This is a genomic window from Maribacter aquimarinus (assembly GCF_047345505.1).
In the GTDB taxonomy this organism is placed as follows: domain Bacteria; phylum Bacteroidota; class Bacteroidia; order Flavobacteriales; family Flavobacteriaceae; genus Maribacter.
Window position 1 is genome coordinate 19031 of record NZ_JBLFEO010000030.1, and the last position, 21371, is coordinate 40401.

The 21371-nt window shown below is 51.3% G+C and carries 22 protein-coding genes; 14 read left to right on the forward strand and 8 right to left on the reverse strand.

What is annotated here, in order from left to right:
- Positions 1–106 precede the first annotated feature (106 nt).
- Positions 107–760, forward strand: coding sequence for a TrmH family RNA methyltransferase (locus ACKWCC_RS16610; RefSeq protein WP_413997117.1), 654 nt, complete (start codon positions 107–109; stop codon positions 758–760).
- A gap of 49 nt (positions 761–809) precedes the next feature.
- Here ACKWCC_RS16610 and ACKWCC_RS16615 read toward each other — a convergent pair whose 3' ends face one another.
- The 4 genes from ACKWCC_RS16615 to ACKWCC_RS16630 form a co-directional block, all read right to left on the reverse strand.
- Complete coding sequence (locus ACKWCC_RS16615) at positions 810–2516, reverse strand: alpha-amylase family glycosyl hydrolase (RefSeq protein ID WP_413997092.1); 1707 nt, start codon at positions 2514–2516, stop codon at positions 810–812.
- A gap of 113 nt (positions 2517–2629) precedes the next feature.
- Positions 2630–3400 carry a carboxypeptidase-like regulatory domain-containing protein gene (locus tag ACKWCC_RS16620; RefSeq protein ID WP_413997093.1) on the reverse strand — a complete coding sequence of 257 codons (771 nt, stop codon included), beginning with the start codon at positions 3398–3400 and terminating at the stop codon, positions 2630–2632.
- Positions 3401–3476: 76 nt separating this feature from the next.
- On the reverse strand, positions 3477–5249 hold the full coding sequence (locus tag ACKWCC_RS16625) for a DEAD/DEAH box helicase (RefSeq protein ID WP_413997094.1): 1773 nt from the start codon (positions 5247–5249) through the stop codon (positions 3477–3479).
- A 238-nt stretch (positions 5250–5487) separates the two neighbouring features.
- The gene (locus tag ACKWCC_RS16630) at positions 5488–6078 is read right to left on the reverse strand and encodes a non-canonical purine NTP diphosphatase (protein WP_413997095.1); all 591 of its coding nucleotides are present in this window, start codon (positions 6076–6078) and stop codon (positions 5488–5490) included.
- Positions 6079–6132: 54 nt separating this feature from the next.
- Between ACKWCC_RS16630 and ACKWCC_RS16635 the strand changes: the two genes are divergently transcribed.
- The 4 genes from ACKWCC_RS16635 to serA all read left to right on the forward strand — a co-directional run bounded on the left by ACKWCC_RS16635 (position 6133) and on the right by serA (position 10027).
- The gene (locus ACKWCC_RS16635) at positions 6133–6585 is read left to right on the forward strand and encodes a methyltransferase family protein (protein ID WP_413997096.1); all 453 of its coding nucleotides are present in this window, start codon (positions 6133–6135) and stop codon (positions 6583–6585) included.
- Between the two features lie 75 nt (positions 6586–6660).
- Positions 6661–7275: a SatD family protein gene (locus ACKWCC_RS16640; RefSeq protein WP_413997097.1), complete on the forward strand. Its 615-nt coding sequence runs from the start codon at positions 6661–6663 to the stop codon at positions 7273–7275.
- A gap of 1 nt (position 7276) precedes the next feature.
- A complete protein-coding gene (locus ACKWCC_RS16645) occupies positions 7277–7975 on the forward strand; it encodes a DUF3307 domain-containing protein (RefSeq protein ID WP_413997098.1) in 699 nt (232 codons plus the stop codon).
- A gap of 150 nt (positions 7976–8125) precedes the next feature.
- Positions 8126–10027 carry a phosphoglycerate dehydrogenase gene (serA, locus tag ACKWCC_RS16650; protein WP_413997099.1) on the forward strand — a complete coding sequence of 634 codons (1902 nt, stop codon included), beginning with the start codon at positions 8126–8128 and terminating at the stop codon, positions 10025–10027.
- Between the two features lie 105 nt (positions 10028–10132).
- Here the strand turns inward: serA and rlmH are convergent, their stop codons facing one another.
- Positions 10133–10606, reverse strand: a complete 474-nt coding sequence (gene rlmH / locus ACKWCC_RS16655; RefSeq protein WP_413997100.1) for a 23S rRNA (pseudouridine(1915)-N(3))-methyltransferase RlmH — start codon at positions 10604–10606, stop codon at positions 10133–10135.
- Positions 10607–10668: 62 nt separating this feature from the next.
- Here rlmH and nadC point away from each other — a divergent pair, with 62 nt between their 5' ends.
- The 4 genes from nadC to priA are packed head-to-tail and all read left to right on the forward strand — an operon-like array spanning position 10669 to position 15393.
- Complete coding sequence (gene nadC, locus ACKWCC_RS16660; RefSeq protein WP_413997101.1) at positions 10669–11526, forward strand: carboxylating nicotinate-nucleotide diphosphorylase; 858 nt, start codon at positions 10669–10671, stop codon at positions 11524–11526.
- A complete protein-coding gene (locus ACKWCC_RS16665) occupies positions 11527–12495 on the forward strand; it encodes a YihY/virulence factor BrkB family protein (RefSeq protein ID WP_413997102.1) in 969 nt (322 codons plus the stop codon). It begins immediately after the preceding gene.
- Positions 12492–12932 carry a DUF2147 domain-containing protein gene (locus ACKWCC_RS16670; protein WP_413997103.1) on the forward strand — a complete coding sequence of 147 codons (441 nt, stop codon included), beginning with the start codon at positions 12492–12494 and terminating at the stop codon, positions 12930–12932. Before ACKWCC_RS16665 ends, ACKWCC_RS16670 begins: the two co-directional genes overlap by 4 nt.
- Positions 12933–12936: 4 nt before the next feature.
- Positions 12937–15393 carry a replication restart helicase PriA gene (gene priA, locus ACKWCC_RS16675; RefSeq protein WP_413997104.1) on the forward strand — a complete coding sequence of 819 codons (2457 nt, stop codon included), beginning with the start codon at positions 12937–12939 and terminating at the stop codon, positions 15391–15393.
- A 50-nt stretch (positions 15394–15443) separates the two neighbouring features.
- Here the strand turns inward: priA and ACKWCC_RS16680 are convergent, their stop codons facing one another.
- Entirely contained in the window at positions 15444–16136 is a 693-nt protein-coding gene (locus tag ACKWCC_RS16680; protein WP_413997105.1) for a LytR/AlgR family response regulator transcription factor, read from the reverse strand.
- 230 nt (positions 16137–16366) lie between these two features.
- Between ACKWCC_RS16680 and rpsF the strand changes: the two genes are divergently transcribed.
- The 5 genes from rpsF (at position 16367) to hisS (ending at position 19602) form a co-directional block, all read left to right on the forward strand.
- The gene (gene rpsF, locus ACKWCC_RS16685) at positions 16367–16708 is read left to right on the forward strand and encodes a 30S ribosomal protein S6 (RefSeq protein WP_413997106.1); all 342 of its coding nucleotides are present in this window, start codon (positions 16367–16369) and stop codon (positions 16706–16708) included.
- 5 nt (positions 16709–16713) lie between these two features.
- Positions 16714–17010, forward strand: coding sequence for a 30S ribosomal protein S18 (gene rpsR, locus ACKWCC_RS16690; RefSeq protein ID WP_413968512.1), 297 nt, complete (start codon positions 16714–16716; stop codon positions 17008–17010).
- Positions 17011–17022: 12 nt separating this feature from the next.
- On the forward strand, positions 17023–17475 hold the full coding sequence (gene rplI, locus ACKWCC_RS16695) for a 50S ribosomal protein L9 (RefSeq protein ID WP_413997107.1): 453 nt from the start codon (positions 17023–17025) through the stop codon (positions 17473–17475).
- 64 nt (positions 17476–17539) lie between these two features.
- Positions 17540–18016: a DUF6495 family protein gene (locus tag ACKWCC_RS16700; protein WP_413997108.1), complete on the forward strand. Its 477-nt coding sequence runs from the start codon at positions 17540–17542 to the stop codon at positions 18014–18016.
- A gap of 209 nt (positions 18017–18225) precedes the next feature.
- Complete coding sequence (gene hisS, locus ACKWCC_RS16705) at positions 18226–19602, forward strand: histidine--tRNA ligase (RefSeq protein ID WP_413997109.1); 1377 nt, start codon at positions 18226–18228, stop codon at positions 19600–19602.
- On the opposite strand, the gene ACKWCC_RS16710 is transcribed toward hisS, so the two are convergent.
- A complete protein-coding gene (locus ACKWCC_RS16710) occupies positions 19594–20142 on the reverse strand; it encodes an NUDIX hydrolase (protein WP_413997110.1) in 549 nt (182 codons plus the stop codon). The genes hisS and ACKWCC_RS16710 overlap by 9 nt on opposite strands.
- A gap of 88 nt (positions 20143–20230) precedes the next feature.
- On the reverse strand, positions 20231–21316 hold the full coding sequence (locus ACKWCC_RS16715; protein ID WP_413997111.1) for a M42 family metallopeptidase: 1086 nt from the start codon (positions 21314–21316) through the stop codon (positions 20231–20233).
- Positions 21317–21371 lie beyond the last annotated feature (55 nt).

Genomic DNA, 21371 nt, shown 5'->3' on the forward strand with positions numbered 1-21371 from the left:
GGATACTAAAATAACCAAAATTATGGCTTATGGGGCGTTGTTGCGCATCACTTTGGACAAGGCCAGGCTTCCCGGGGCAATGCCACATTTTTACTATCTTGGCCCCATGGAGCGCGCGCTGCTACATTATTTGGAAGGTTTTATTTCCGAAGAGCGGAAGAACCGCTTTAAAGAGGTTTTGGACCAACGCACCAAGTGCATAACCGTGGCCATGGAAGATGTGTACCAATTGCACAACACCAGTGCGGTGATCCGCAGTTGCGATATCTTTGGCATACAGGAGGCCCACGTCATTGAGGGAAGAAACAGGAACCGGCTGGACGGCAATATTGCCATGGGCGCCCAACAGTGGGTAGATGTACATCGTTATGGCAACAGTTTGGACTGTGTGCGCCACCTGCGGGAAAGGGGCTACCAAATTGTGGCCACCACGCCCCACGAGAAGGCCACCTTGCTGTCCGATTTTGAGCTGAGGGAAAAAGTGGCCCTGTTTTTCGGGACCGAGCGCGATGGCCTGACCCAAGAGGTAATGGCCACTGCGGACGGCTATCTAAAAATCCCCATGCGCGGATTCACCCAGAGTTTCAATATTTCCGTGGCAGCGGCCATCATACTCCAGGATTTGAGCAATAAACTGCTAAAAAGCGATTTGAACTGGCCCCTGACGGACCGTGAGAAATTTGAAAAACGCCTGGATTGGACCAAGAAATCCATCAAGGACATTGATTTCATTCTACAGCGATTTCACGCCCAAGAGTGATCTTGTGCCAACCCCTTGGGTCAAAGCGCTGCCCAAGGACAACCACCTATTACATCTGGCTTTCCGGTTCCTTGGCCTCCAACAGGGCAACGGTGTACGGGGAGTTCAGCACCACCTTGCCGTTTTCCACCGTAAGCGGGGTGTTGGAATAGGCGTCATGCACGGCAGTACCGTTCTCAAAAACACCCTTTACCGAAAGCGTCTTTTCCCCTTCGGGCAGGTCCAGGCCCACAACGACCCGGTCGCTGACCCCTTCTTTTATAAACGTTCTGCTGAACACGTACGGTGCTTTGGACAAGCGCTGGTGCCTGCCCGCGCCCACGGCCGGATGTGAGCTCCTAAATGTTCCCAGCTTTTGCCAGTGGCGCAGAACCTCTTGGGTCTTGGGATCATTTTCCAGTTCTTCCCAATTCATGAAGGAGCGCAGGGTGGCATCTCCCTGAGTGCCTTCCACGATGAGGTTCCGGGCCGTTTCATCCCCATAGTACACCTGTGAGGTGCCCGGGGTAAGGAGCAGCACATTGGCGGTACGGAGGCTGGCCTTCCGCTCCTTGTCAAACGGGGCGCCATCGTCGTGGGAAGTAAGGTAATTTACCACGCCCTTTCCCTCTAACTTGGAGTTCAAAAGTTCATCGTACTTGGTAAAAATGCGTTCGTAATCGTTTTTTGCATCATACTTGAGCTCAAAATTGATGAGGCTGTTGAAACCGTGGTCAAAATAATCCACTTTTTTATCGCCAAAATCGAACTCCCTTCCTCCGGAGATGCCATAATTGTACACCTCGCCCATCATATAAAAGGGAGTGTTGTCCAATACCTTTTTGGGGTGTTTCTTTTTCCAGGTCTCAAAGGCGTAGTTGGCCTGGGTCTGGAGCTCTTGCCAAGCATTTTCGTTCACGTGTTTCACGGTGTCCACCCGAAAGCCGTCCACGCCCAGTTCATGGATGTAATCCGTGAGCCATTTAATGATGTAGAAACGGGGCGCCCTGGGGTAGCCGGTTCTATCAAAGAACAGCTGCAGCTCTTCCAGTTCCTCGCTCAGGCGCCCCTCTTCTTTCCACTTGGCCAGTAGGGCATCGGGCAGGTCCACGGGGGTATCCGTGGCCGTGAGGATGTCCGGAAGGTTGTCCACCAAGGTGCAGTTGGTGGTGTTCTCGTAGGTGGTGAACTCGCAAGTGGGATCGGTAATGACCCATTCCTCTGGCCACACCGCATCTTTTTCCGTCACGGGACCGGTATGGTTGAGCACCACGTCCAAAATGACCCTGATGCCCTTGTCGTGTGCCGTGTCCACCAGACGTTCCAGGTCTTGCCTGGTGCCAAAGTTGGGATCCAGTGCGGTCCAGTCCTTGGTCCAGTAGCCGTGGTAGGCATAGGTGTTGCCCGTGCCTTCGTCCGTGCTGCCGTGCACCTGCTCCACCACTGGGGTGAACCAGATGGCGTTGATGCCCAGATCGGTAAAATAGCCTTCCTCTATTTTTTGGGTGATGCCGGCAATGTCCCCGCCCATAAAACCCCTGAGGACACCGGTTTCCTTGCTTCGATCGTAGTTGAGGTCATTTTCCGGATTGCCGTTGTGGAATCTGTCCGTCAACAAAAAATAGATGTTGGCACCCTCCCATACAAATGGGGTGGTGGGTGCCGCCTCCTCTGTTGTTTCCACGGCCGGCGCCACCACTTTTTGGGTTTCTTTTTTCTCTGTCTTGCAGGAAAACAGGAACAGAAAGAACAAGGCGGAGAAAAGCATTTTTTGCATGACAAAGGATTTGGTATAAAGCTATGAAATGAGGCTAGAAAAGAAAAATAAATTTGGGGCCAAAGGCAGGTGGCATCCAGCCCTTTTTTCTTTGGGATAAGATGGGCTTGCCGCTATTTTTTACGGTTGAGCACTTTGTACTCCTCATAACAGCTGCTAATGGCGTCCAGGATCTGGAGGTCGTTGGCCGTGGTGATGAAGGAGCGGGAGTAGTTGCAATTGTTCAAGATGTCTTCCAGGTCCACTTTCTCCAACTGCAGCAGTTCAACCAGGGTCTCCCGATCAAACTTGGAGGCCAAGAGGTTCCTGATCTGGTCGTCTTCCTTCATTTGCCGCAGCTTGCGCATCTGGTTGGGCCTTTTGCCAAAAAGGTTTCGCAGCAGATCGGCCGGATTGAGTATGGCGCCCAGCACTTTGGTCACTGCCGTGGGGTTCCTGTTACCGCCCTCGTAGCCCAGGGACAAGCCAGAAATGCTGTATTGGTAGGCATTGTTCAGGGGCAGGTTCTTCACGTCTATCTCCAGGTATCCGGTAAGTTGGTAGGGTCTTACGGTAACTTCCTCAAGGGCATAGGCAAGCTCGGTGAGTGCAATCTGGGTGTTCTTGAACTTGAGCATGTCATTGGTTACACGGATCTTTTGCGATCTAAAGCCCAAAAAGGAGAGGTAGAGCGTGTCGTTCACGGCGGCCGGAAGGGCAAATTCACCCTGCTCATTGGTAATGGTGCCCACCACTTGGTTCAGGTTCACCACGTGCACGCTCTCCATGGGGCGATCGTTCTGGGCATTGATCACCACGGCCTTTATGGTATCGCGCATGGCCTGCCCTTGGGCGTACCCAAGAGAGCAGAACAAGGTAAAAATGAACAATAGGGTGTATTTCATGGGCCCAAGGCCAAACTTTGTCTTACAAACAAAATAAAAAAAATATCCTTACTACTTCCTTTTAATATAGAATTAACTAAAAGAAATTCCCTTTTTTACGGCCGCTTCGTCTTTTGCCCGAATGGGGCCCAGCCCCTTTGCTGTGCTCCCTTCTTTTGCCCTTGGGGGCGTCATTGAAATGTTTCTTGCCCTTGCGCTTGGCCTTGTCCCTGTGGCCGCCCCGGCGACCACCGCCAGCACCTCCGGGATTGCTGGATATTTCCACGTTCACGAACCTGCCCGCCACTTTGAGGTCCTTAAAGGCGGCCATGAGCCGATCGGATACTTCCGGTTCCGTGTTAAAAAAGGAGAAACTGTCCTTCACATCCACCTTAAAGAGATCGTCCCGTCCCAGACCCGCGGTCTCCTTTATGAAATCCTTGAGCGTCATCCAATCGTAGCCATCTTTCTCGCCCACATTGATAAAGTAGCGCACCGCCCCATTGGACGATGTGAAATCGCCCTTTTTGCCTTCCTGGCCGGCCGGGGACGACTTTAGGTCATTGTTTTTGTTGTAGTAGTTGTAAAAGCGGGTAAACTCCACCGACACCATTTTCTGTATCAGTTCATCGCGGTCTATGCCCGCGAGGACATCGCCAATGGCCGGTAGGTAGGGCTCCACATCGGGGTTGATCTTGGTGTCCTTGATCTTGTTGGCCAAATGGTAGAGCTGAATTTCACAGATCTCCATCCCGGTGGGTATGGTCTTGGCCACAAACTCCTGTTTGATCTTTTTTTCTATGGCCTTGATCTTACGGAGTTCACTGCGGGTAACGATGACCATGGAAATGCCCGATTTTCCTGCCCGGCCCGTTCTGCCGCTGCGGTGGGTGTAGGTCTCTATCTCGTCTGGCAGTTGGTAGTTGATCACGTGCGTAATATCGTCCACGTCTATGCCCCTGGCGGCCACATCGGTGGCCACGAGCATCTGTATCTGTTTTTTGCGAAAGGCGTTCATGACCAGGTCCCGCTGGTTTTGGCTCAGGTCGCCGTGCAGGGCGCCGGCGTTGTACCCATCTTCAATGAGTTTTTCGGCCACTTTTTGGGTATCGCGCTTGGTACGGCAGAACACCACCGAGAAAATATCGGGGTTGGTGTCTGCCAGGCGCTTCAGGGCCGGATACCTGTCCCGGCCGCCCACAACGTAGTACTCGTGCTGCACCGTGGTGGCTCCGGAGTTCTTTGCCCCCACGGTGATTTCCTGTGGGGAATGCATGAACTTCTTGGCAATGGTGGCCACCTCTTTGGGCATGGTGGCAGAGAACAGCCAGGTGCTCTTGTCATTGGGCGTGTTGGAAAGAATGTCCTTAATGTCTTCCATGAACCCCATGTTCAACATTTCATCGGCCTCGTCCAGCACACAATAGTCAATTTTGCCTATGTCCACCAACCTTCGGTTGATCATGTCCTTCATCCTTCCCGGTGTGGCCACAATGATCTGCGCGCCGCGCTTGATCTGCCGGGCCTGTTCCGTAATGCTGGCGCCACCGTAAATGGCCACCACGTTCACGGATCGCTCGTACTTGGCGTAAAGCTTCATTTCATTGGTGATCTGCAGGCAAAGCTCCCGCGTTGGGGAAAGGATCAGCCCTTGGGTGGTCCTGCTCCCACGATCTATTTTTTGAATGAGCGGAAAGCCAAAGGCCGCTGTTTTTCCGGTGCCCGTCTGGGCAAGTGCCACGAGGTCCGTCTCGCTTTCCAATAAAATGGGGATGGCTTTTTCCTGTACTTCAGAAGGGGTTTCGAACCCAAGGTCGCGCACGGCGTCCAAAAGGGACTCTTGGAGCCCCAATGCTTTAAATTTTTCCATGTTCTAAGTTATATGCAATCGCAAATATGTATGTTGCATAGAGCGATTATCCCATATAACCTTTAGACTCGGCGCAACACATGCTTACCAGCGGCATTGTTAAGGCAGCAAAGATAGTCTTATTTTATCGGTTTTTTGTGGTTGCCCCTCATTTAAGCTTTTTTGGCAATGCCGGCAATGGGGGCGGTGGGTGGTCTTGGGCCCTTTTGTTTTTGCTCTTGATCTGGGTATTGTCAGGCTATTTTACCGCTGGTAGGGAGCCAAGGTGGGCGATCAGTTTGGAAAAAGCCTTTCCGCGATGCCCAATGCTGTTTTTGGTGTCCAAGGGCATTTCAGCAAAGGTGATGTCATAACCCTGGGGTTCAAAAATGGGGTCGTAGCCAAAACCACCGCTTCCGCTTTTTTCCTTTCGGATGCTCCCTTGGACCTCCCCTTTAAAATATAGGGTCTGGCCGTTCATGTTCAGCGCGATCACGGTCTGGAACTTGGCCCTGCGGTCTTCCTTGTCCCCAAGGGCACGCAACAGCTTGGCCATATTGGCCTCGGCATTGTTCTGGGGCCCCGCATAGCGGGCAGAATGCACCCCAGGTGCCCCGTTAAGGGCGGTTACCAAAAGACCGGTATCATCGGCAAAACAGGGCAGGTGGTAGGTGGCCAGGCCAAAATCTGCCTTTAATTTGGCATTGCCCTTTAGGGTAGTGGCCGTTTCCGGAATGTCCGCCTTACAGCCCATATCCCTTAAGGAAAGTAATTTTATGTGGTCTGGAAGCAGTTGTTGTACTTCGGCCAATTTGTTGGGGTTATGGGTGGCAAAAAGCATTTCAATCATGATTTCGCTGGGTTTTGTGTCCGCCGTGCACCCCAAATGTAGTAATTTTGTTACATGGAGCTAAAGTTGCCGCCGGTCGTTGTGTTTTTGATCTTTGTTGGCCTTATGAACGTAGTGGGCAATTTTTTGCCCGTGGGCTATTTCGATTTTTTCGGTAGGTGGGCACTGGCCGCCGTCTTGTTGGTGGCCGCCTTTGTCTTGGGACTGGTTTCCCTGCTGCAGTTCCATCGGTCCAAAACCAGTATAGATCCCATGCATCCGCAGAAGATCACCAAATTGGTCACCAGTGGTGTCTATCAGTTTACCCGGAACCCCATGTACCTGGCATTGCTTTTGGTGCTTTTGGCCGTAGGGCTCTATTTTGGGAATGCCTTTAACACCCTCACCGCCGCGGCCTTTGTGGGATACATGAACCGGTTTCAGATCATCCCGGAAGAGCGGATCCTGTTGGAGAAGTTGGGGAAGCCCTACAAGCAGTACTGTCTTATGGTGCGCAGGTGGTTCTGAGGAGGATGTGCTGCTATCGGGAAATATTAGTAAATTAAATAATAAAGAGGTATATTACTCAAAAACCTTATTCCAGTGATCGCAATCATAACGGGTGATATCATAAAGTCTGCCAACCATTCCCCCGCGGAATGGCTCCCCCGGTTAAAGGAGTATTTCTCAAGATTTGGGGAAGCGCCCCTGCAATGGGAAATTTACAGGGGAGATGAGTTTCAGCTCAAGGTCAACGAAAGAAACGCCCTGCACACTGCCCTAAAGATCAAGGCGATGATGAAGTCCGTGAAAGGATTGGACGTGCGCATGGGCATTGGCATAGGGCTGGAGACCTTTCAGGGGTCCGGGGTCACTGAGAGCAACGGGCCGGCCTACCGCCGCTCTGGTCGCAACCTGGACGCCCTAAAGCAGAGCAAGGTAAATCTGAGCATTGCCACCGGGCATTCGGACAAGGATGCCGTCCTGAACCTTATGTTTAGATTGGCCCTGGATTTTATGGACCACTGGAGTGCCGTCTCGGCAGAGATCGTATCCTTGATGTTGGATGATGTCCATGCCCCCCAAAAAGAGATCGCCAAACAGTTGGGCATTAAACAATCTGCCGTGAGCCAACGCCTAAAACGGGCCCGGTTTGAGCTGGTCTTGGAGCTGTTGCACTTTTATTCGGAATACATGAAAACCGACACCTCTTCCTAACATGCTCTTTGTAAAGCTCTTGTTGGCGCACCTACTGGCAGATTTCTTGTTGCAGCCCAAAAAATGGGTGCTGCACCGTGAATCCCGGAAAATAGCCTCCCGCTACCTCTACCTCCACATCCTGGTGCATTTTGCCCTCTACATGATCGTTTTGTGGGATTTGGGGCACTACGGGCTGGCATTGGTCATTGCACTTTCCCACGGGGCCATTGATACTGCCAAAAGCTACGTGCAGCCCTTGTTCAAAAGGGACACGGCCCTGTTTTTCTTAGATCAAATGCTCCATTTGGCGGTGCTCTATGGGGTGGCGTACCACCAGCAACTGCCCGGGCACCTGGTACAGGGCTTGGCCGTTTTGGACTGGCCATTGGTCACCGCCCTGTTCTTTGTGACCGTGCCCGCTGCCGTGATCATGGGAAAACTGCTGGAGGGCATGTCCGATCAAATAGAGACGGATCACCGATCGCTCAACAACGCGGGGCGTTACATTGGCATCTTGGAGCGTCTCTTTGTCTTTATGTTCGTGGTTCTAGGCCAGTGGGGCGGCATAGGCCTGCTCATAACTGCAAAATCTGTCTTTAGGTTCAATGACCTAAAGGAGCGCAACAACAGAAAGCTCACAGAGTACATCTTGATCGGCACCTTGGTCAGTTTTGGACTGGCAATGCTCTCCGGCCTGCTCTACAGCCATCTGGGTTAAAGACAATCAAGGCCAATAAAGGGGCAAATGAAAGGGTGCCAGAGCTCCTTTTTTATCCAAATGGCCCTCAAAATGTTTTATTTGTCCCATCCTTGAAGGGATGCGGGATTAAATTTTTATTTTTGTGCCCAAGACCCTTAAAATACCCCTGTGAGTACGGCAACAAAACCCCAAAGGAAATTTGTTTTTGATTTTGATAGTACCCTCACCAGCGTGGAGGCTTTGGACGTCCTGGCCGAAATGACCCTTGAGGGGCGGCCGGAGCGCGATGCCGTGGTGCGCAAGATTCAGGAAATCACCAATTTGGGCATAGATGGGGAGATTTCCTTTACGGAATCCTTGGAGCGAAGGCTGAAACTGCTCCACGCCAACAAAAAAGACCTGTACGCCTTGATCGGGGTCTTGAAAGAAAAGATCTCCAAGTCCATTGAGAGCAACAAGGCCTTTTTTAAGGAGTATGCGGAAGACATCTATGTGATCTCTTGCGGCTTCAAGGAATTCATAGATCCCATTGTGGCCGATTACAATATTCCCTCGGAGCGGGTGTTTGCCAATACGTTTGAGTTTGATGAGGCAGGGAACATCATTGGTTTTGACGCCAACAATGTCCTCTCCAAGCACAACGGAAAAATTGCCTGTCTAAAACAAATGGACCTGGACGGCGAAGTGCAGGTCATTGGTGACGGTTACAGTGATTACGTAATGCGTGAGGCCGGTATTGCCGATAAATTTTTTGCCTACACCGAAAACGTGCACCGCGACAAGGCCGCCGCCAATGCCGATCATATTGCCCCTAATTTGGATGAATTTTTATACGTGAACCAATTGCCTAGAAACATCTCTTACCCCAAGAACAGAATCAAGATCCTATTGTTGGAAAACGTGCACCCGGCCGCTTTTGAAAATCTTTCAAGGGAAGGTTTTTCGGTAGAGCTCATAACCCATAGCCTACCGGAGGAGGAGCTTGTTGAAAAAATAAGGGATGTGCACGTGCTGGGCATCCGCTCCAAGACGGTGGTTACCCCGAAAGTGCTGGACGCGGCAGAGAAGCTCTTGGTGGTGGGCGCCTTCTGCATTGGCACCACCCAAATAGACTTAAAGCACGCCAAGAACAAGGGCGTTGTGGTCTTCAACGCACCGTACAGCAACACGCGATCCGTGGTGGAACTGGCCATTGGCGAGATCATCATGCTCATGCGCAGCGTTTTTCAGCGCAGTACGGAAATTCACCAAGGGCAGTGGCAAAAAACCGCCCTGGGTTCCCGGGAGGTGCGGGGCAAGAATTTGGGCATCATTGGTTACGGCAACATTGGCAAGCAGCTCTCCGTGCTCGCAGAGGCCCTGGGCATGCGGGTAAACTATTATGATGTCAATGACAAGTTGGCCCTGGGCAATGCCATTAAGTGCAGTACCCTGGAAGAGCTCTTGCGCATCTCCGATGTGGTTACCCTGCACATTGACGACAACAAGAACAACAAAAATTTTATTGGGGAGAAGGAGTTGGCCCTGATGAAGAAAGGGTCTTTGCTCATTAATCTTTCCCGCGGTTTTGTGGTGGATATAGACGCCCTGGCCAAGGCCCTGGAGAGCAAGCACCTGGCCGGTGCGGCCATAGATGTCTATCCGGAAGAGCCCCGTGCCAATGGAAGTTTCAAAACACGCCTACAGGGATTGGACAATGTCATTTTAACCCCCCACGTGGGCGGCAGTACCGAGGAGGCCCAACGGGACATTGCCTTTTTTGTGCCCAATAAGATCATGGAATACATCAATTCAGGGAACACGGTCGATGCGGTGAACTTCCCCAACATACGCCTTCCCAAACAGAACGGGGCGCACCGCTTTTTGCACATCCATAAAAACGTTCCGGGCATCATGGCCAAGATCAACAAGGTGCTGGCCCAGTACGAGCTAAACATCTCCAGCCAGTATCTCTCCACGGACAGTGATGTGGGCTATGTGATCACCGACCTGGACAAGGAATACAACAAGGACGTGATCAAGGCCCTTAAAAAGGTGGAGCACACCATCAAGTTCAGGGTACTGTATTAGCCCGCGCGCTTTGTTTTCCCACGGCAGTTTTAAAATCCTTCCGGGCCAAATGCCGGTGTTCCCCTGGAAAGGGAGGGTAAGGTGCGGCAGGCCGTTGCAAACATCTTATTTGTGGTGGTAGGGCTCGTTCCTTAGAATGGTTTGGGCCCGGTACAACTGCTCCAAACAGAACAGGCGTACCATTTGGTGGGAAAAGGTCATTTTGGAAAGGCTGATGCTTCCATTGGCCCGTGCCCTGACGGCTTCGCTAAAACCATAAGGGCCCCCGATCAAGAACACCAACCGTTTTAGGCCACTGTTCATCTTCTTTTGCAAAAATTGGGCAAAGGCCACCGAGCTATATGGCTTTCCAACCTCGTCAAAAAGGATAAGGTGATCGGAGGGGTCCAATTTTTTCAGTACCATTTCCCCTTCCTTGTCTTTCTGTTGGGATTCGCTCAGGTGCTTCGTTTTTTTTAGATCGGGCAAGATTTCAAGGGCAAAGGGCACGTAATGGGCTAGTCTGCCCTCGTAAACGGACATCAGTTGTTTCAGTTGTGGACTGTCCGTTTTCCCCACCGCCAATAGTTTTATCGTCATTCCCCAAAAGTAAATTAAATTCCCAAATGGATTTGTATTTTAGCGGATGACAAACAACACCGATGATTTCAAAAGCGCAGTTTCAAGAAGAGATAGATGGTATCATAGCAAATGCCATACGTGAGGATGTGGGCGATGGAGACCATAGTTCTCTGGCCTGTATTCCGGAAACGGCCCGGGGTAAGGCAAAACTATTGGTAAAGGACCAGGGTATTTTGGCCGGGGTGGACTTTGCCCGCCAGGTGTTTGCCTACGTGGATCCCCACTTGCAGATGGAGGTGATCCTGCCCGATGGTGCCCAGGTGTCGCACGGGGACGTGGCCTTCCATGTCTCCGGAAGCTCCCAAAGCATCCTTAAGGCAGAGCGCTTGGTGCTCAACGCCATGCAGCGCATGAGCGCCATAGCCACCAAGACCCACCACTTTGTGGGCTTGCTGCAGGGCACCGGGACCAAGGTGCTGGACACCCGCAAGACCACGCCGGGCATCCGGGCCCTTGAGAAATGGGCCGTGACCTTGGGGGGCGGTGAAAACCATCGTTTTGCCCTCTATGACATGATCATGCTCAAGGACAACCATATTGATTTTGCCGGAGGGGTCAACATGGCGATCAACAAGACCAAGAACTATCTGAAAGAGACGGGCCGCGACCTGAAGATCATTGTGGAGGCCAGGAACCTAACGGAGATAGAACAGATCTTGGACTGTGGCGGTGTGTACCGCATTTTGATCGATAATTTTAATTACGCAGATACCAGAAAGGCCGTGGCCATGATTGGTGATCGGTGCCTCACGGAGTCGTCCGGTGGCATCAATGAGCACACCATCAGGGCCTATGCGGAATGTGGGGTGGACTATATTTCCAGTGGCGCGCTCACCCATTCGGTGCACAATCTGGACCTGAGTCTTAAAGCCGTATAGATGTCCCGTGAAATTGAGGATAAACTTAAAGGCATCCCGGTGGTCAATTGGGTGGTGCGTGCCCTAAAGCAGATAAAGTTGCCGGGCTTCGAGGGCCTGTCCATCTATGATCTGGCAGAAATGTACGTTTTTGGAATAGTACAGGGTGCCTTGTCCTCAAGGGCCGGTTCCATTGCCTTTAGTCTGTTCCTGGCCCTTTTTCCCCTGCTCATTTTTATGCTTACCCTGGTCCCCTTTGTCATCTCTTTCTTCAATTTACAGAATACGGACTTTGACGCCAACTTTCCGGCATTCCTGGAGTCCTTCCTGCCCGCCGCCACGAGCGATTATTTTGAGCAGATCTATCAACAGATAAAGGACCAAAAGCGGCCCGGGCTCCTGTCTTCCACTTTTTTCATCTCCATTTTTCTAATGGCCAACGGAGTGAGCGCCATTTTTGGCGGTTTCGAGAATTCCTACCACGTGAGCCTTACCCGCAATTTTTTTAAACAATATGCCTATGCCCTTATGGTGGGTCTCATCCTCTCCATTTTGATCATCATTGGTTTTGTGGCCTTTGTGTACTTTGAGATCTATGTGCTGGGCTACCTTACCGAATTTGCGGCCCAACAGGGAGGTTATGTTTTGGGCGAGGACGACATTCTGGGCGTGCAGATCGCCAAATTCCTGTTCTTTGTTATTTTATCCTATCTCACCGTGGCCACGCTCTACTATTTTGGCACGGCCGAGGGCAAAAAGGCCAAGTTCTTCTCCGTGGGGGCCCTAATGACCACGTTCCTGTTTTTGGCCACCGCATTTCTGTTTGGGGTGTACATTGAAAAGTTTGCCCGCTACAACGAATTGTACGGGGCCTTGGGCGGTTTATTGATATTAATGGTTTACATCTGGTTAAATTCCAATATCTTGCTGCTGGGATTTGAGCTCAACGCCTCCTTGAATTCCCTAAGAAAAATGGAAGATAAAGAATGAAAAAGATCCGTAAGATACTTTTTGTAGTGCTGTGCTGCGCCACAGTGGCCCCCCTTTCCGCCCAGGATGTTTTTGGGCGCTGGAAGACCATAGACGACCGCACCGGCAAGCCCAAGGGCATCATAGAGATTTATGAAGATGGGGGACTGCTCTACGGTAAAGTGGTGGATATTTTGGAGGAGGGCAAGGAAAATGCCCGCTGCACCAAGTGCGATGGCGATCTCAAGGACAAGCCCGTGATCGGGATGGAGATCATTACCGCGGCGGAACATGACGGGGATGGCGAATGGAAGGGAAAGCGCCTTTTTGATCCGGAACAGGCCATGACCTTTAGGCTTAAACTTTGGCTTAACCCAGAGAACCCCAATGAATTAAAGGTCAGGGGATACCTTGCGTTTATTTACAGGACCCAAACGTGGTTAAGGGTAGAAGGGTAGGGGTATGTCCAATTTCATAGACGTCATATTGCCCATTCCCTTGGAACGGCTCTTCACCTACGCCGTGACCCCGGAAGAGGCCGCACATTTGCTTCCCGGAATGCGGGTGGCGGTGCCCTTTGGCAAATCCAAGATCTACACGGCCTTGGTGGCGCGCGTGCACACCCAGCCGCCCACGGCGTACACGGCAAAGGAAATTCATGAAATCTTGGATGACGATGTCTTGGTCACCGCCACACAGATGCGCCATTGGCAATGGATCGCGGACTATTATATGGCCACCTTGGGCGAAGTAATGCGATCGGCCCTGCCGGGCGCCTTTTTGTTGGAAAGTGAAACCTTTGTGGTGCTGAACAAGGACACCACGGTACAGGAAGGGCTCTTGGAGGATGATGAGTTCCTGGTGTTTGAGGCCCTGCAGCACCAACCCATCTTAAAGGTGCGGGAAATTGCCGGCATATTGGACAAAAAGAACGCCCTGCCCACCCTTCAGCGCCTTTTGGACAAGGATGTGATACGGTTAAAGGAAGAGGTGTACGAGCAGTACAAGCCCAAGTTGGTGCACTATGTAAGATTGGCGCCACACTACGCGGACGATGCCCATTTGGAGCCCTTGCTCCATTCCCTGTCCCGGGCGCCCAAACAAAGTCAAGCTGTTTTGGCCTTGTTCCAATTGATGGGCACTGGCAATAAGCCCATTCCACTTTCAGATTTGGAGCAGGCGGCCCATTGCACCCGTGCCGTGGTGAAAAGTTTGGTGGAAAAAGGCATTTTGGAAACCTACCAATTGCGTCACGATCGGGTATCCCACGAACAGCAAGGGGGAACGCAGGCCGCAAAGGTGCTCAACGAGGTGCAGCAGAACGCCCTTGAAGACATCCGCTCCCACTTTGCCGAGAACAAGGTGAGCCTGTTAAAGGGCATTACCTCCTCGGGCAAGACCGAGGTGTACGTGCAGTTGATCCAGACCGTTCTGGATCAGGGGAAACAAGTGCTTTACCTATTGCCGGAAATTGCGCTCACCACCCAGTTGATCGCGCGTCTGCAACGCTATTTTGGAGACCGTATAGCCGTGTACCACTCCAAGTACAACGTACAGGAAAGGGTAGAGGTTTGGAACAACGTACTGGCCCGGGAAGAGAAGGCTCAGTTGGTCATTGGTGCCAGGTCTTCCCTGCTGCTCCCATTTGCCGATCTGGGACTGATCATTGTGGACGAGGAGCACGAGGCCTCTTTTAAACAGTTTGACCCTGCCCCGCGTTACCACGCCCGGGATGCGGCCATTGTACTGGGAAAGCTGCACCGGGCCAATGTGCTCCTGGGATCGGCCACCCCCAGCTTGGAGAGTTACCACAATGCCCAAAAGGGAAAATATGGCTATACCGAGATCAATAGGCGGTATGCCAACGTGCCCTTGCCGGAAATGGAGTTGGTGGACATCAAGGAAGCGCACCGTAAAAAGCGTATGAAGGGCCATTTTTCCGAACGTTTGCTGCAGGAGATGACCGATACCCTGGAGCTGGGAGACCAAGTGATCCTTTTTCAGAACAGGCGCGGCTACGCACCCATTTTGGAATGCACGTCCTGTGGCAATGCGCCGCAATGCCCCAATTGCGATGTGAGCCTTACCTACCACCAATACAAAAAGCAGTTGCGCTGCCACTACTGCGGGCACCACACGGCCATTCCCCAAGGGTGCCATGCCTGCGGCAGTGTGGACCTGGACACCAAGGGATTTGGTACCGAACAGATAGAACAGGAGGTACGGGCGCTTTTTCCAGAGGCCAAAGTGGGCCGGATGGACCTGGACACCACCCGCGGAAAGCACGGCTACGAAAAGATCATTACCGCCTTTGAAAGACGGGAACTGGATATTCTGGTGGGCACCCAAATGCTCACAAAGGGCTTGGATTTTAGAAACGTGAACCTGGTGGGCGTCATGAACGCCGATGCCTTGCTCAATTTCCCGGATTACCGCACCCACGAGCGCAGCTTTCAGTTGTTGACCCAAGTGGCCGGCAGGGCGGGACGCACCGAGAGGCGCGGCCGGGTCATCATACAGACCTACAACCCCTACCACCAAATACTGAAACAGGTCTCTACCGGGGATTACGACACCATGTACAAAGAGCAGCTCTACCAAAGAAGGCAATACAATTATCCACCCTTGGTGCGCATTGTTAAAATTACCTTTAAGCACAAGAACTACCACGTGCTCAACGAGGCGGCGGACTGGTTCGCGGGAGCCCTGAGGCAGCATTTTGGCGATCGGGTGCTGGGGCCCGAGTATCCGCCAGTGGCGCGCATTCGCAACCAGTACCTAAAACACCTTTTGGTAAAGATGGACGGCAGGGCCAGCGTGGCCGGTACCAAGCAGTACATTGCCAAGGTGGGCAAATCCTTTGCCGCCATTGCCGCCTACCGCAGTGTGCGGGTCATCCACAACGTGGATCACATATAAAAAAAACCGCCCCAAGGCGGTTTTATAAGTATTCTTTTCCCATAGACAATCTATACATTGCTCAGGGCTTCCGCCAGCTCGGTTTTTTTGTTCCTGCTCAGGGGAATGCTTCGGCCACTGACCTCTACATTCTTGCTGTTGAATTTCTCAACCTTCTCCAAGTTAACGATGTACGATTTGTGTATGCGTAAAAACTTGTCTTCCGGAAGCTGTTTTTCGAACGACTTCATTGTTGATAAAATTACAATGTTGGCTTCGTCCGTGACCAATTTTATGTAATCTCCAAGGGCCTCGATCCATTTGATATCGTTCAGAATCACTTTGCGCTTCTTGAGATTGCTCTTTACAAAGATGTGCTCCTCGTCTTCGTGCACCCTGTGTATCTGCTCGTATTTTGCCACGGCACGTTTAACCGAAGCATCAAAACGGGACATGGTAATGGGCTTGTGAAGGTAATCGGTAACATCATAATCAAAGGCTTTCAGGGCGTAGTCCGGTTTCCCGGTAATCAAGATCACCTGTGGGCTGTTATCAAGGGATTCGAGTAGGTCAAACCCTGTGATAATGGGCATTTCAACATCCAAAAAGATAAGGTCTATCTCGTGGTTCTTAATGCCGTTCTTTGCTTCTATGGCGTTGCTGTACTCAGCTACCATCGTTAGGTTGGGGTGGTTGTTTACCAATTTGGCCACGGCCATCCGCTGCATGGATGAGTCGTCGACAATGATACTCTTTAATTTCATAGGGGCTGATTTGTGGGGTTAAATCAAGGGCAAAGTACTCAAAAAACGATAGTTGGTGCAACAAAAGATGTGAACAATGTACCGTTTATTGTATGGTTTGCCATGATTTTGGTTTATAGATTTGGGTTACTGTTTTTGTTACACTCCCATACATAACGAAGATTTTTTCCATTTCTTGTATAAGTTTTAAATTATTGGCTATTTTTGCACTCCTTAAAATAAAATGTATTATGAACCATTACGAAACTGTTTTCATTTTAAATCCCGTTCTATCTGAAGACCAGATAGAGGAAACAGTTAAGAAATTTGAGAATTTCTTAATTAAGAATGGAGCCAAAATGGTCTCCAAGGAGAATTGGGGCCTTAAAAAATTGGCTTATCCCATCCAAAACAAAAAAAGTGGTTTTTACCACTTGTTCGAGTTTAGCGGTCCAGGCGAGGCCGTGATGCCCTATGAGCAGGAATTGAAGCGAGATGAGCGTATCATGCGTTTCCTTACCGTTAAATTGGACAAGCATGCCATTGCTTGGGCAGAGAAAAGGAGAACAAGGTTAAAAACATCTAAAGCGTAAAGACTATGTCCACACTACAACAACAGGCCAAAGGCAAAAAGGATGGGGAAATCAGGTATTTGACCCCGCTGAACATTGAGACCAACACCAAAAAGAAGTATTGCCGTTTTAAAAAGTCCGGTATAAAGTACATTGATTACAAAGACGCGGACTTCTTGATGAAATTGGTGAACGAACAGGGCAAATTGTTGCCCAGAAGGCTCACGGGCACCTCATTGAAGTACCAAAGAAAAGTGGCCCAGGCCGTGAAGAGAGCGCGTCATTTGGCTTTGATGCCCTACGTAGGCGATTTACTAAAATAAAAGAAAGGGAACATGGAGCTTATATTAAAGGAAGACGTAGAGAATTTAGGTTTTAAGGACGATGTGGTCACCGTGAAGAACGGGTATGGCCGCAACTACCTTATACCCCAAGGATTGGCCACAATGGCCACCACATCTGCCAAGAAAGTGTTGGCAGAGAACCTAAGGCAGCGCGCCCACAAAGAGAAAAAAGTGATCGATTCCGCCACCAAGGTGGCCAATGCCATCAAGGGGCTGGAAATGAAGATAACCGCCAAGACCGGTGACGGCGACAAGCTGTTCGGTTCCGTTACCGTGATGGACCTATCTGAGGCCCTGGCCAAGGAAGGACACGAGGTGGACAAGAAATTCATCAGCATCCAAGGTGGTTCCGTGAAGCGCACGGGCCCTTACAATGCGCAGATCAGATTGCACAGAGAGGTGGTCGTGGACTTCCCTTTTGAAGTGGTGGCAGAGCAAAAGTAAACTGTAACGCATATTTTTTACCCAAGCCTTTCAGTCTCCTGAAGGGCTTCTTTTTTTTATCGTCATGAAATACGCCCGTTTAACCAAGGAACAACTGGAGGAACTGCAACCGGAATTCGCCAACTTTTTGGCCTCCCAGTCCATTACCGCCGCAGAGTGGGCCAACATTAAAAAACAGCGTCCCCAGGTGGCCGAAGAGGAGCTCGATGTTTTCAGCGACCTCATTTGGGAGGGCGTTTTGGGAAAGGTACGTTATTTGGAGAACATCAGTGCCCAACAAATGCACCTCTTTGAACTTGCCCCCAAGGAGATGAAGTTGTTCGCGGTGAAGGTGATGAACCCCAAAATCGACCTTACCACCAAAACCGGTTTCGACTGGTTCAAGAAAAATTGGCAGTCAGATTTTGTGGAGTACATGACCGCATCAAAGGCCTACACGGAAGACAGGAACCTGGACAAGTTCAAGCTCATACAACAGGGCGCCGTGATCACCAAAGGCGAACTGTACCAGTGGTTTGCCAAAATGATGGAAACGTCATAAAAAAAAACAGCCGGCACGGGTCCAGTGCCCATTTGTGGGGAGGTTGGTCCCCAGCTGGGCAGGGGGCCTTGGCATTTGTGGCAAGGGCCCCGAAAGTATTGTGGAGCGGCCTTGGCAAGGAAGGGCTCGCAAACTATATTTGTATCGCAATGTTTGCTGGTCCCGTGTTTCAATGAATTTGGACCGGCATAGGCAGTTAAAAACCAAATATGGCACAAAAACCATCCATCCCCAAGGGGACACGGGATTTTTCACCGGCAGAGATCAGCAAGCGCAACCACATCTTTGAAGTGGTTAAAAAGCATTTTCGGGCCTATGGCTTCTTGCCCATTGAGACCCCTGCCTTTGAAAACTCGGACACCCTTTTGGGCAAATATGGCGAAGAGGGAGATCGGCTGATCTTCAAGATCTTGAATTCGGGCGATTTTTTGGGCAAGGTGCCCCAGGACCTCTATGCGGGCAGGGACGCCGCCGCCCTGGCCCCAAAAATTACCGAGAAGGCCCTGCGCTACGATCTTACCGTGCCTTTTGCGCGCTATGTGGTGATGCACCGGAACGAACTGGATTTTCCCTTTAAACGCTATCAGATACAGCCGGTCTGGCGGGCCGATAGGCCCCAGAGAGGGAGGTTCAGGGAGTTTTACCAATGCGATGCCGATGTGGTGGGCGCACACTCCCTATTGCAGGAGATCGAGTTGGTGCAGCTCTATGACGCCGTTTTCTCCGATCTGGGGCTCAAGGGCACCACCATAAAAATGAACAACAGAAAAGTGCTGGCGGGCATTGCAGAGGTGATCCACGCCCAAGACCTGTTGGTGGATTTTACCGTGGCCCTGGACAAGTTGGACAAGATAGGGGAGGAGGGCGTAAAAACGGAGATGCGCGCCAAAGGCATCTCGGAAGCCGCCATTGCAAAGGCATCCCCTTTGTTTTCCCTTACCGGCACCAATGAGGAACAGCTGCAAAAGTTGGCAGATATGCTAAAGGATTCGGAGCAGGGAAGCCAAGGGGTGGCAGAGCTTCGGTTCATTCTGGAGGGCGTGGCCCAAATGGGACTGCAAACGGCCCACCTGGCCCTGGATGTGACCTTGGCCAGAGGCCTAAACTACTATACCGGTGCCATCTTTGAGGTCAGTGCCCCCAAAGGGGTGCACATGGGCTCCATTGGAGGCGGGGGGCGCTATGACGACCTTACCGGTATCTTTGGGCTCAAGAACGTGAGCGGTGTGGGCATTTCCTTTGGCCTGGACCGTATTTACCTGGTCATGGAGGAGTTGGGCCTTTTCCCCGAGGCCCTGGAAAAATCTTTGGACGTGCTCTTTTTGAATTTCGGGGAACGGGAGGCGCTTGCCTCCCTCAAATTGGCGCAAGAACTCAGAAAGGCCGGGTTGAGGACGGATGTGTATCCCACCAACGCCAAGATCCAAAAACAGTTCAAATACGCCAATAACCGTAACGTGCCTTTTGTGGTGCTGTTGGGAGACCAGGAGCTAAGGGACCGTACCCTGGTGGTCAAAAATATGGCCAGTGGGGAACAGACCACGTACGCCATGGATGCGTTGGGCGAGTTTATAACGTCATTCTAGCTTGTCTTCAATGGCCCTAAAAATACTCTGGTAATAAAATCTACTATGTGGCACAAGGTCCTGCGACCGTACAGGATGCGCCCACATGGCCTTGAAATCCTCCAAAGAAATCAATTTTAGATCGGCCACCTCGCTCTCTTGTTTGCTCAGCCGCTGCAGGGGTACGTTAAGGGGGCTAAGAAAGCAATGTTGAAACTCCCTATCCAGAAGGTTGGGGTGATGTTGCACAGATGTGAAACGGCCTATGGAGCTCAAAGACCCCGTGCCGATCTGTAGCCCAATTTCTTCGTCCACTTCCCGCACTGCGGCAGATGTGATCGCTTCACCAGCCCCAATATGCCCCGCGACGGAAACATCCCAAAGCAGGGGGTGGGTGTCTTTGTCCTTGCCCCGTTGTTGCAAGAGCACTTGTCCCTGAGGGGTATGGAACCAGACATGTACCGTGGCGTGATACAGGCCTTTTTGATGCACTTCGGATTTTAAGGCCACCCGGCCCGTGGGCTTCCCTTGGGCATCAAGAACATCCAAGTATTCGTCCATCCATCTAACGTATTTCCGGCCCAATTGTATTCGGTGGAAGCATCAAAACGGCAAAAATGCACGTCCCGGGGCGCGGTCCATCACCCCATCAATCAAAATAACTGAAGGTTTCCCCTTCCTTTATGGTGAGCAGCGTCTCATAGATGAGTCGGATCACATTTTCAACATCGTCTTTGTGCACGGTTTCCACCGTGGTGTGCATGTAGCGCAGGGGCAGGGAGATCAAGGCCGAGGCCACCCCTCCGTTGCTGTAGGCGAAAGCGTCCGTGTCCGTTCCCGTCATGCGGCTCGCCGCCATGCGCTGAAAGGGAATTTTCCGGGCCTCTGCCGTTTCCAAGATGCGCTCGCGCAATTTGTTCTGTACGGCCGGCGCATAGGAAATAACGGGGCCGGCCCCCATTTCGGTATGGCCTTGGGTCTTCTTTTCGATCATGGGCGTGGTGGTGTCATGGCAAACATCCGTGACAATGGCCACGTTGGGCTTAATGGTCTGGGTGATCATTTCCGCACCGCGCAGGCCAATTTCTTCTTGCACCGAGTTGGTCACATAAAGACCAAAGGGCAGCTTTTTCTTGTTTTGGTGCAACAGCCTGGCCACTTCCGCGATCATAAAGCCACCGGCCCGGTTGTCTATGGCACGGCACACAAATTTATCCTTGTTCAGTATTTGGAAGGTGTCTGGGTAGGTGATGACACAGCCTACGTGCACCCCCATTTTCTCCACTTCCTCTTTGTCCTTGGCGCCTATGTCTATAAAGATGTTGTCCAGCTTTGGGGGCTCTTCCTTGCCGGATTTCCGGGTGTGTATGGCCGGCCAGCCAAAAACGCCCTTCACAATGCCATTTTTGGTGTGTATGTTCACCCATTTGGAGGGGGCGATCTGGTGGTCGCTGCCCCCGTTCCGGATCACATAGAGCAGGCCGTTGTCCGTGATGTAGTTCACGTACCAGGAAATTTCATCCGAATGTCCCTCTATGACCACCTTATAGGGGGCCTCCGGGTTAATGACGCCCACCGCCGTGCCATAGGTGTCCGTAATGAAGGTGTCCACATACGGCTTTAGGTAATCCATCCATATTTTTTGGCCTTCCCACTCATAGCCCGTGGGGGAGGCATTGTTTAGATAGGTTTCCAAAAAGGTGATCGATTTTTTGTTGAGGATGCTTTTGGCCATGGATTTTTTCTTTGTTGCAAACTTAGCAATATTCACTTGTTTTTAATAATAAGCT

Excerpts from the sequence above, each read along its gene's own strand:
- ACKWCC_RS16610 (WP_413997117.1), top strand. The coding sequence starts at position 107 with ATGGAGCGCGCGCTGCTACATTATTTGGAAGGTTTTATTTCCGAAGAG.
- ACKWCC_RS16615 (WP_413997092.1), bottom strand. The coding sequence starts at position 2,516 with ATGCAAAAAATGCTTTTCTCCGCCTTGTTCTTTCTGTTCCTGTTTTCC.
- ACKWCC_RS16620 (WP_413997093.1), bottom strand. The coding sequence starts at position 3,400 with ATGAAATACACCCTATTGTTCATTTTTACCTTGTTCTGCTCTCTTGGG.
- ACKWCC_RS16625 (WP_413997094.1), bottom strand. The coding sequence starts at position 5,249 with ATGGAAAAATTTAAAGCATTGGGGCTCCAAGAGTCCCTTTTGGACGCC.
- ACKWCC_RS16630 (WP_413997095.1), bottom strand. The coding sequence starts at position 6,078 with ATGATTGAAATGCTTTTTGCCACCCATAACCCCAACAAATTGGCCGAA.
- ACKWCC_RS16635 (WP_413997096.1), top strand. The coding sequence starts at position 6,133 with ATGGAGCTAAAGTTGCCGCCGGTCGTTGTGTTTTTGATCTTTGTTGGC.
- ACKWCC_RS16645 (WP_413997098.1), top strand. The coding sequence starts at position 7,277 with ATGCTCTTTGTAAAGCTCTTGTTGGCGCACCTACTGGCAGATTTCTTG.
- rlmH (WP_413997100.1), bottom strand. The coding sequence starts at position 10,606 with ATGACGATAAAACTATTGGCGGTGGGGAAAACGGACAGTCCACAACTG.
- nadC (WP_413997101.1), top strand. The coding sequence starts at position 10,669 with ATGATTTCAAAAGCGCAGTTTCAAGAAGAGATAGATGGTATCATAGCA.
- ACKWCC_RS16665 (WP_413997102.1), top strand. The coding sequence starts at position 11,527 with ATGTCCCGTGAAATTGAGGATAAACTTAAAGGCATCCCGGTGGTCAAT.
- ACKWCC_RS16670 (WP_413997103.1), top strand. The coding sequence starts at position 12,492 with ATGAAAAAGATCCGTAAGATACTTTTTGTAGTGCTGTGCTGCGCCACA.
- priA (WP_413997104.1), top strand. The coding sequence starts at position 12,937 with ATGTCCAATTTCATAGACGTCATATTGCCCATTCCCTTGGAACGGCTC.
- ACKWCC_RS16680 (WP_413997105.1), bottom strand. The coding sequence starts at position 16,136 with ATGAAATTAAAGAGTATCATTGTCGACGACTCATCCATGCAGCGGATG.
- rpsF (WP_413997106.1), top strand. The coding sequence starts at position 16,367 with ATGAACCATTACGAAACTGTTTTCATTTTAAATCCCGTTCTATCTGAA.
- rpsR (WP_413968512.1), top strand. The coding sequence starts at position 16,714 with ATGTCCACACTACAACAACAGGCCAAAGGCAAAAAGGATGGGGAAATC.
- rplI (WP_413997107.1), top strand. The coding sequence starts at position 17,023 with ATGGAGCTTATATTAAAGGAAGACGTAGAGAATTTAGGTTTTAAGGAC.
- ACKWCC_RS16700 (WP_413997108.1), top strand. The coding sequence starts at position 17,540 with ATGAAATACGCCCGTTTAACCAAGGAACAACTGGAGGAACTGCAACCG.
- hisS (WP_413997109.1), top strand. The coding sequence starts at position 18,226 with ATGGCACAAAAACCATCCATCCCCAAGGGGACACGGGATTTTTCACCG.
- ACKWCC_RS16710 (WP_413997110.1), bottom strand. The coding sequence starts at position 20,142 with ATGGACGAATACTTGGATGTTCTTGATGCCCAAGGGAAGCCCACGGGC.
- ACKWCC_RS16715 (WP_413997111.1), bottom strand. The coding sequence starts at position 21,316 with ATGGCCAAAAGCATCCTCAACAAAAAATCGATCACCTTTTTGGAAACC.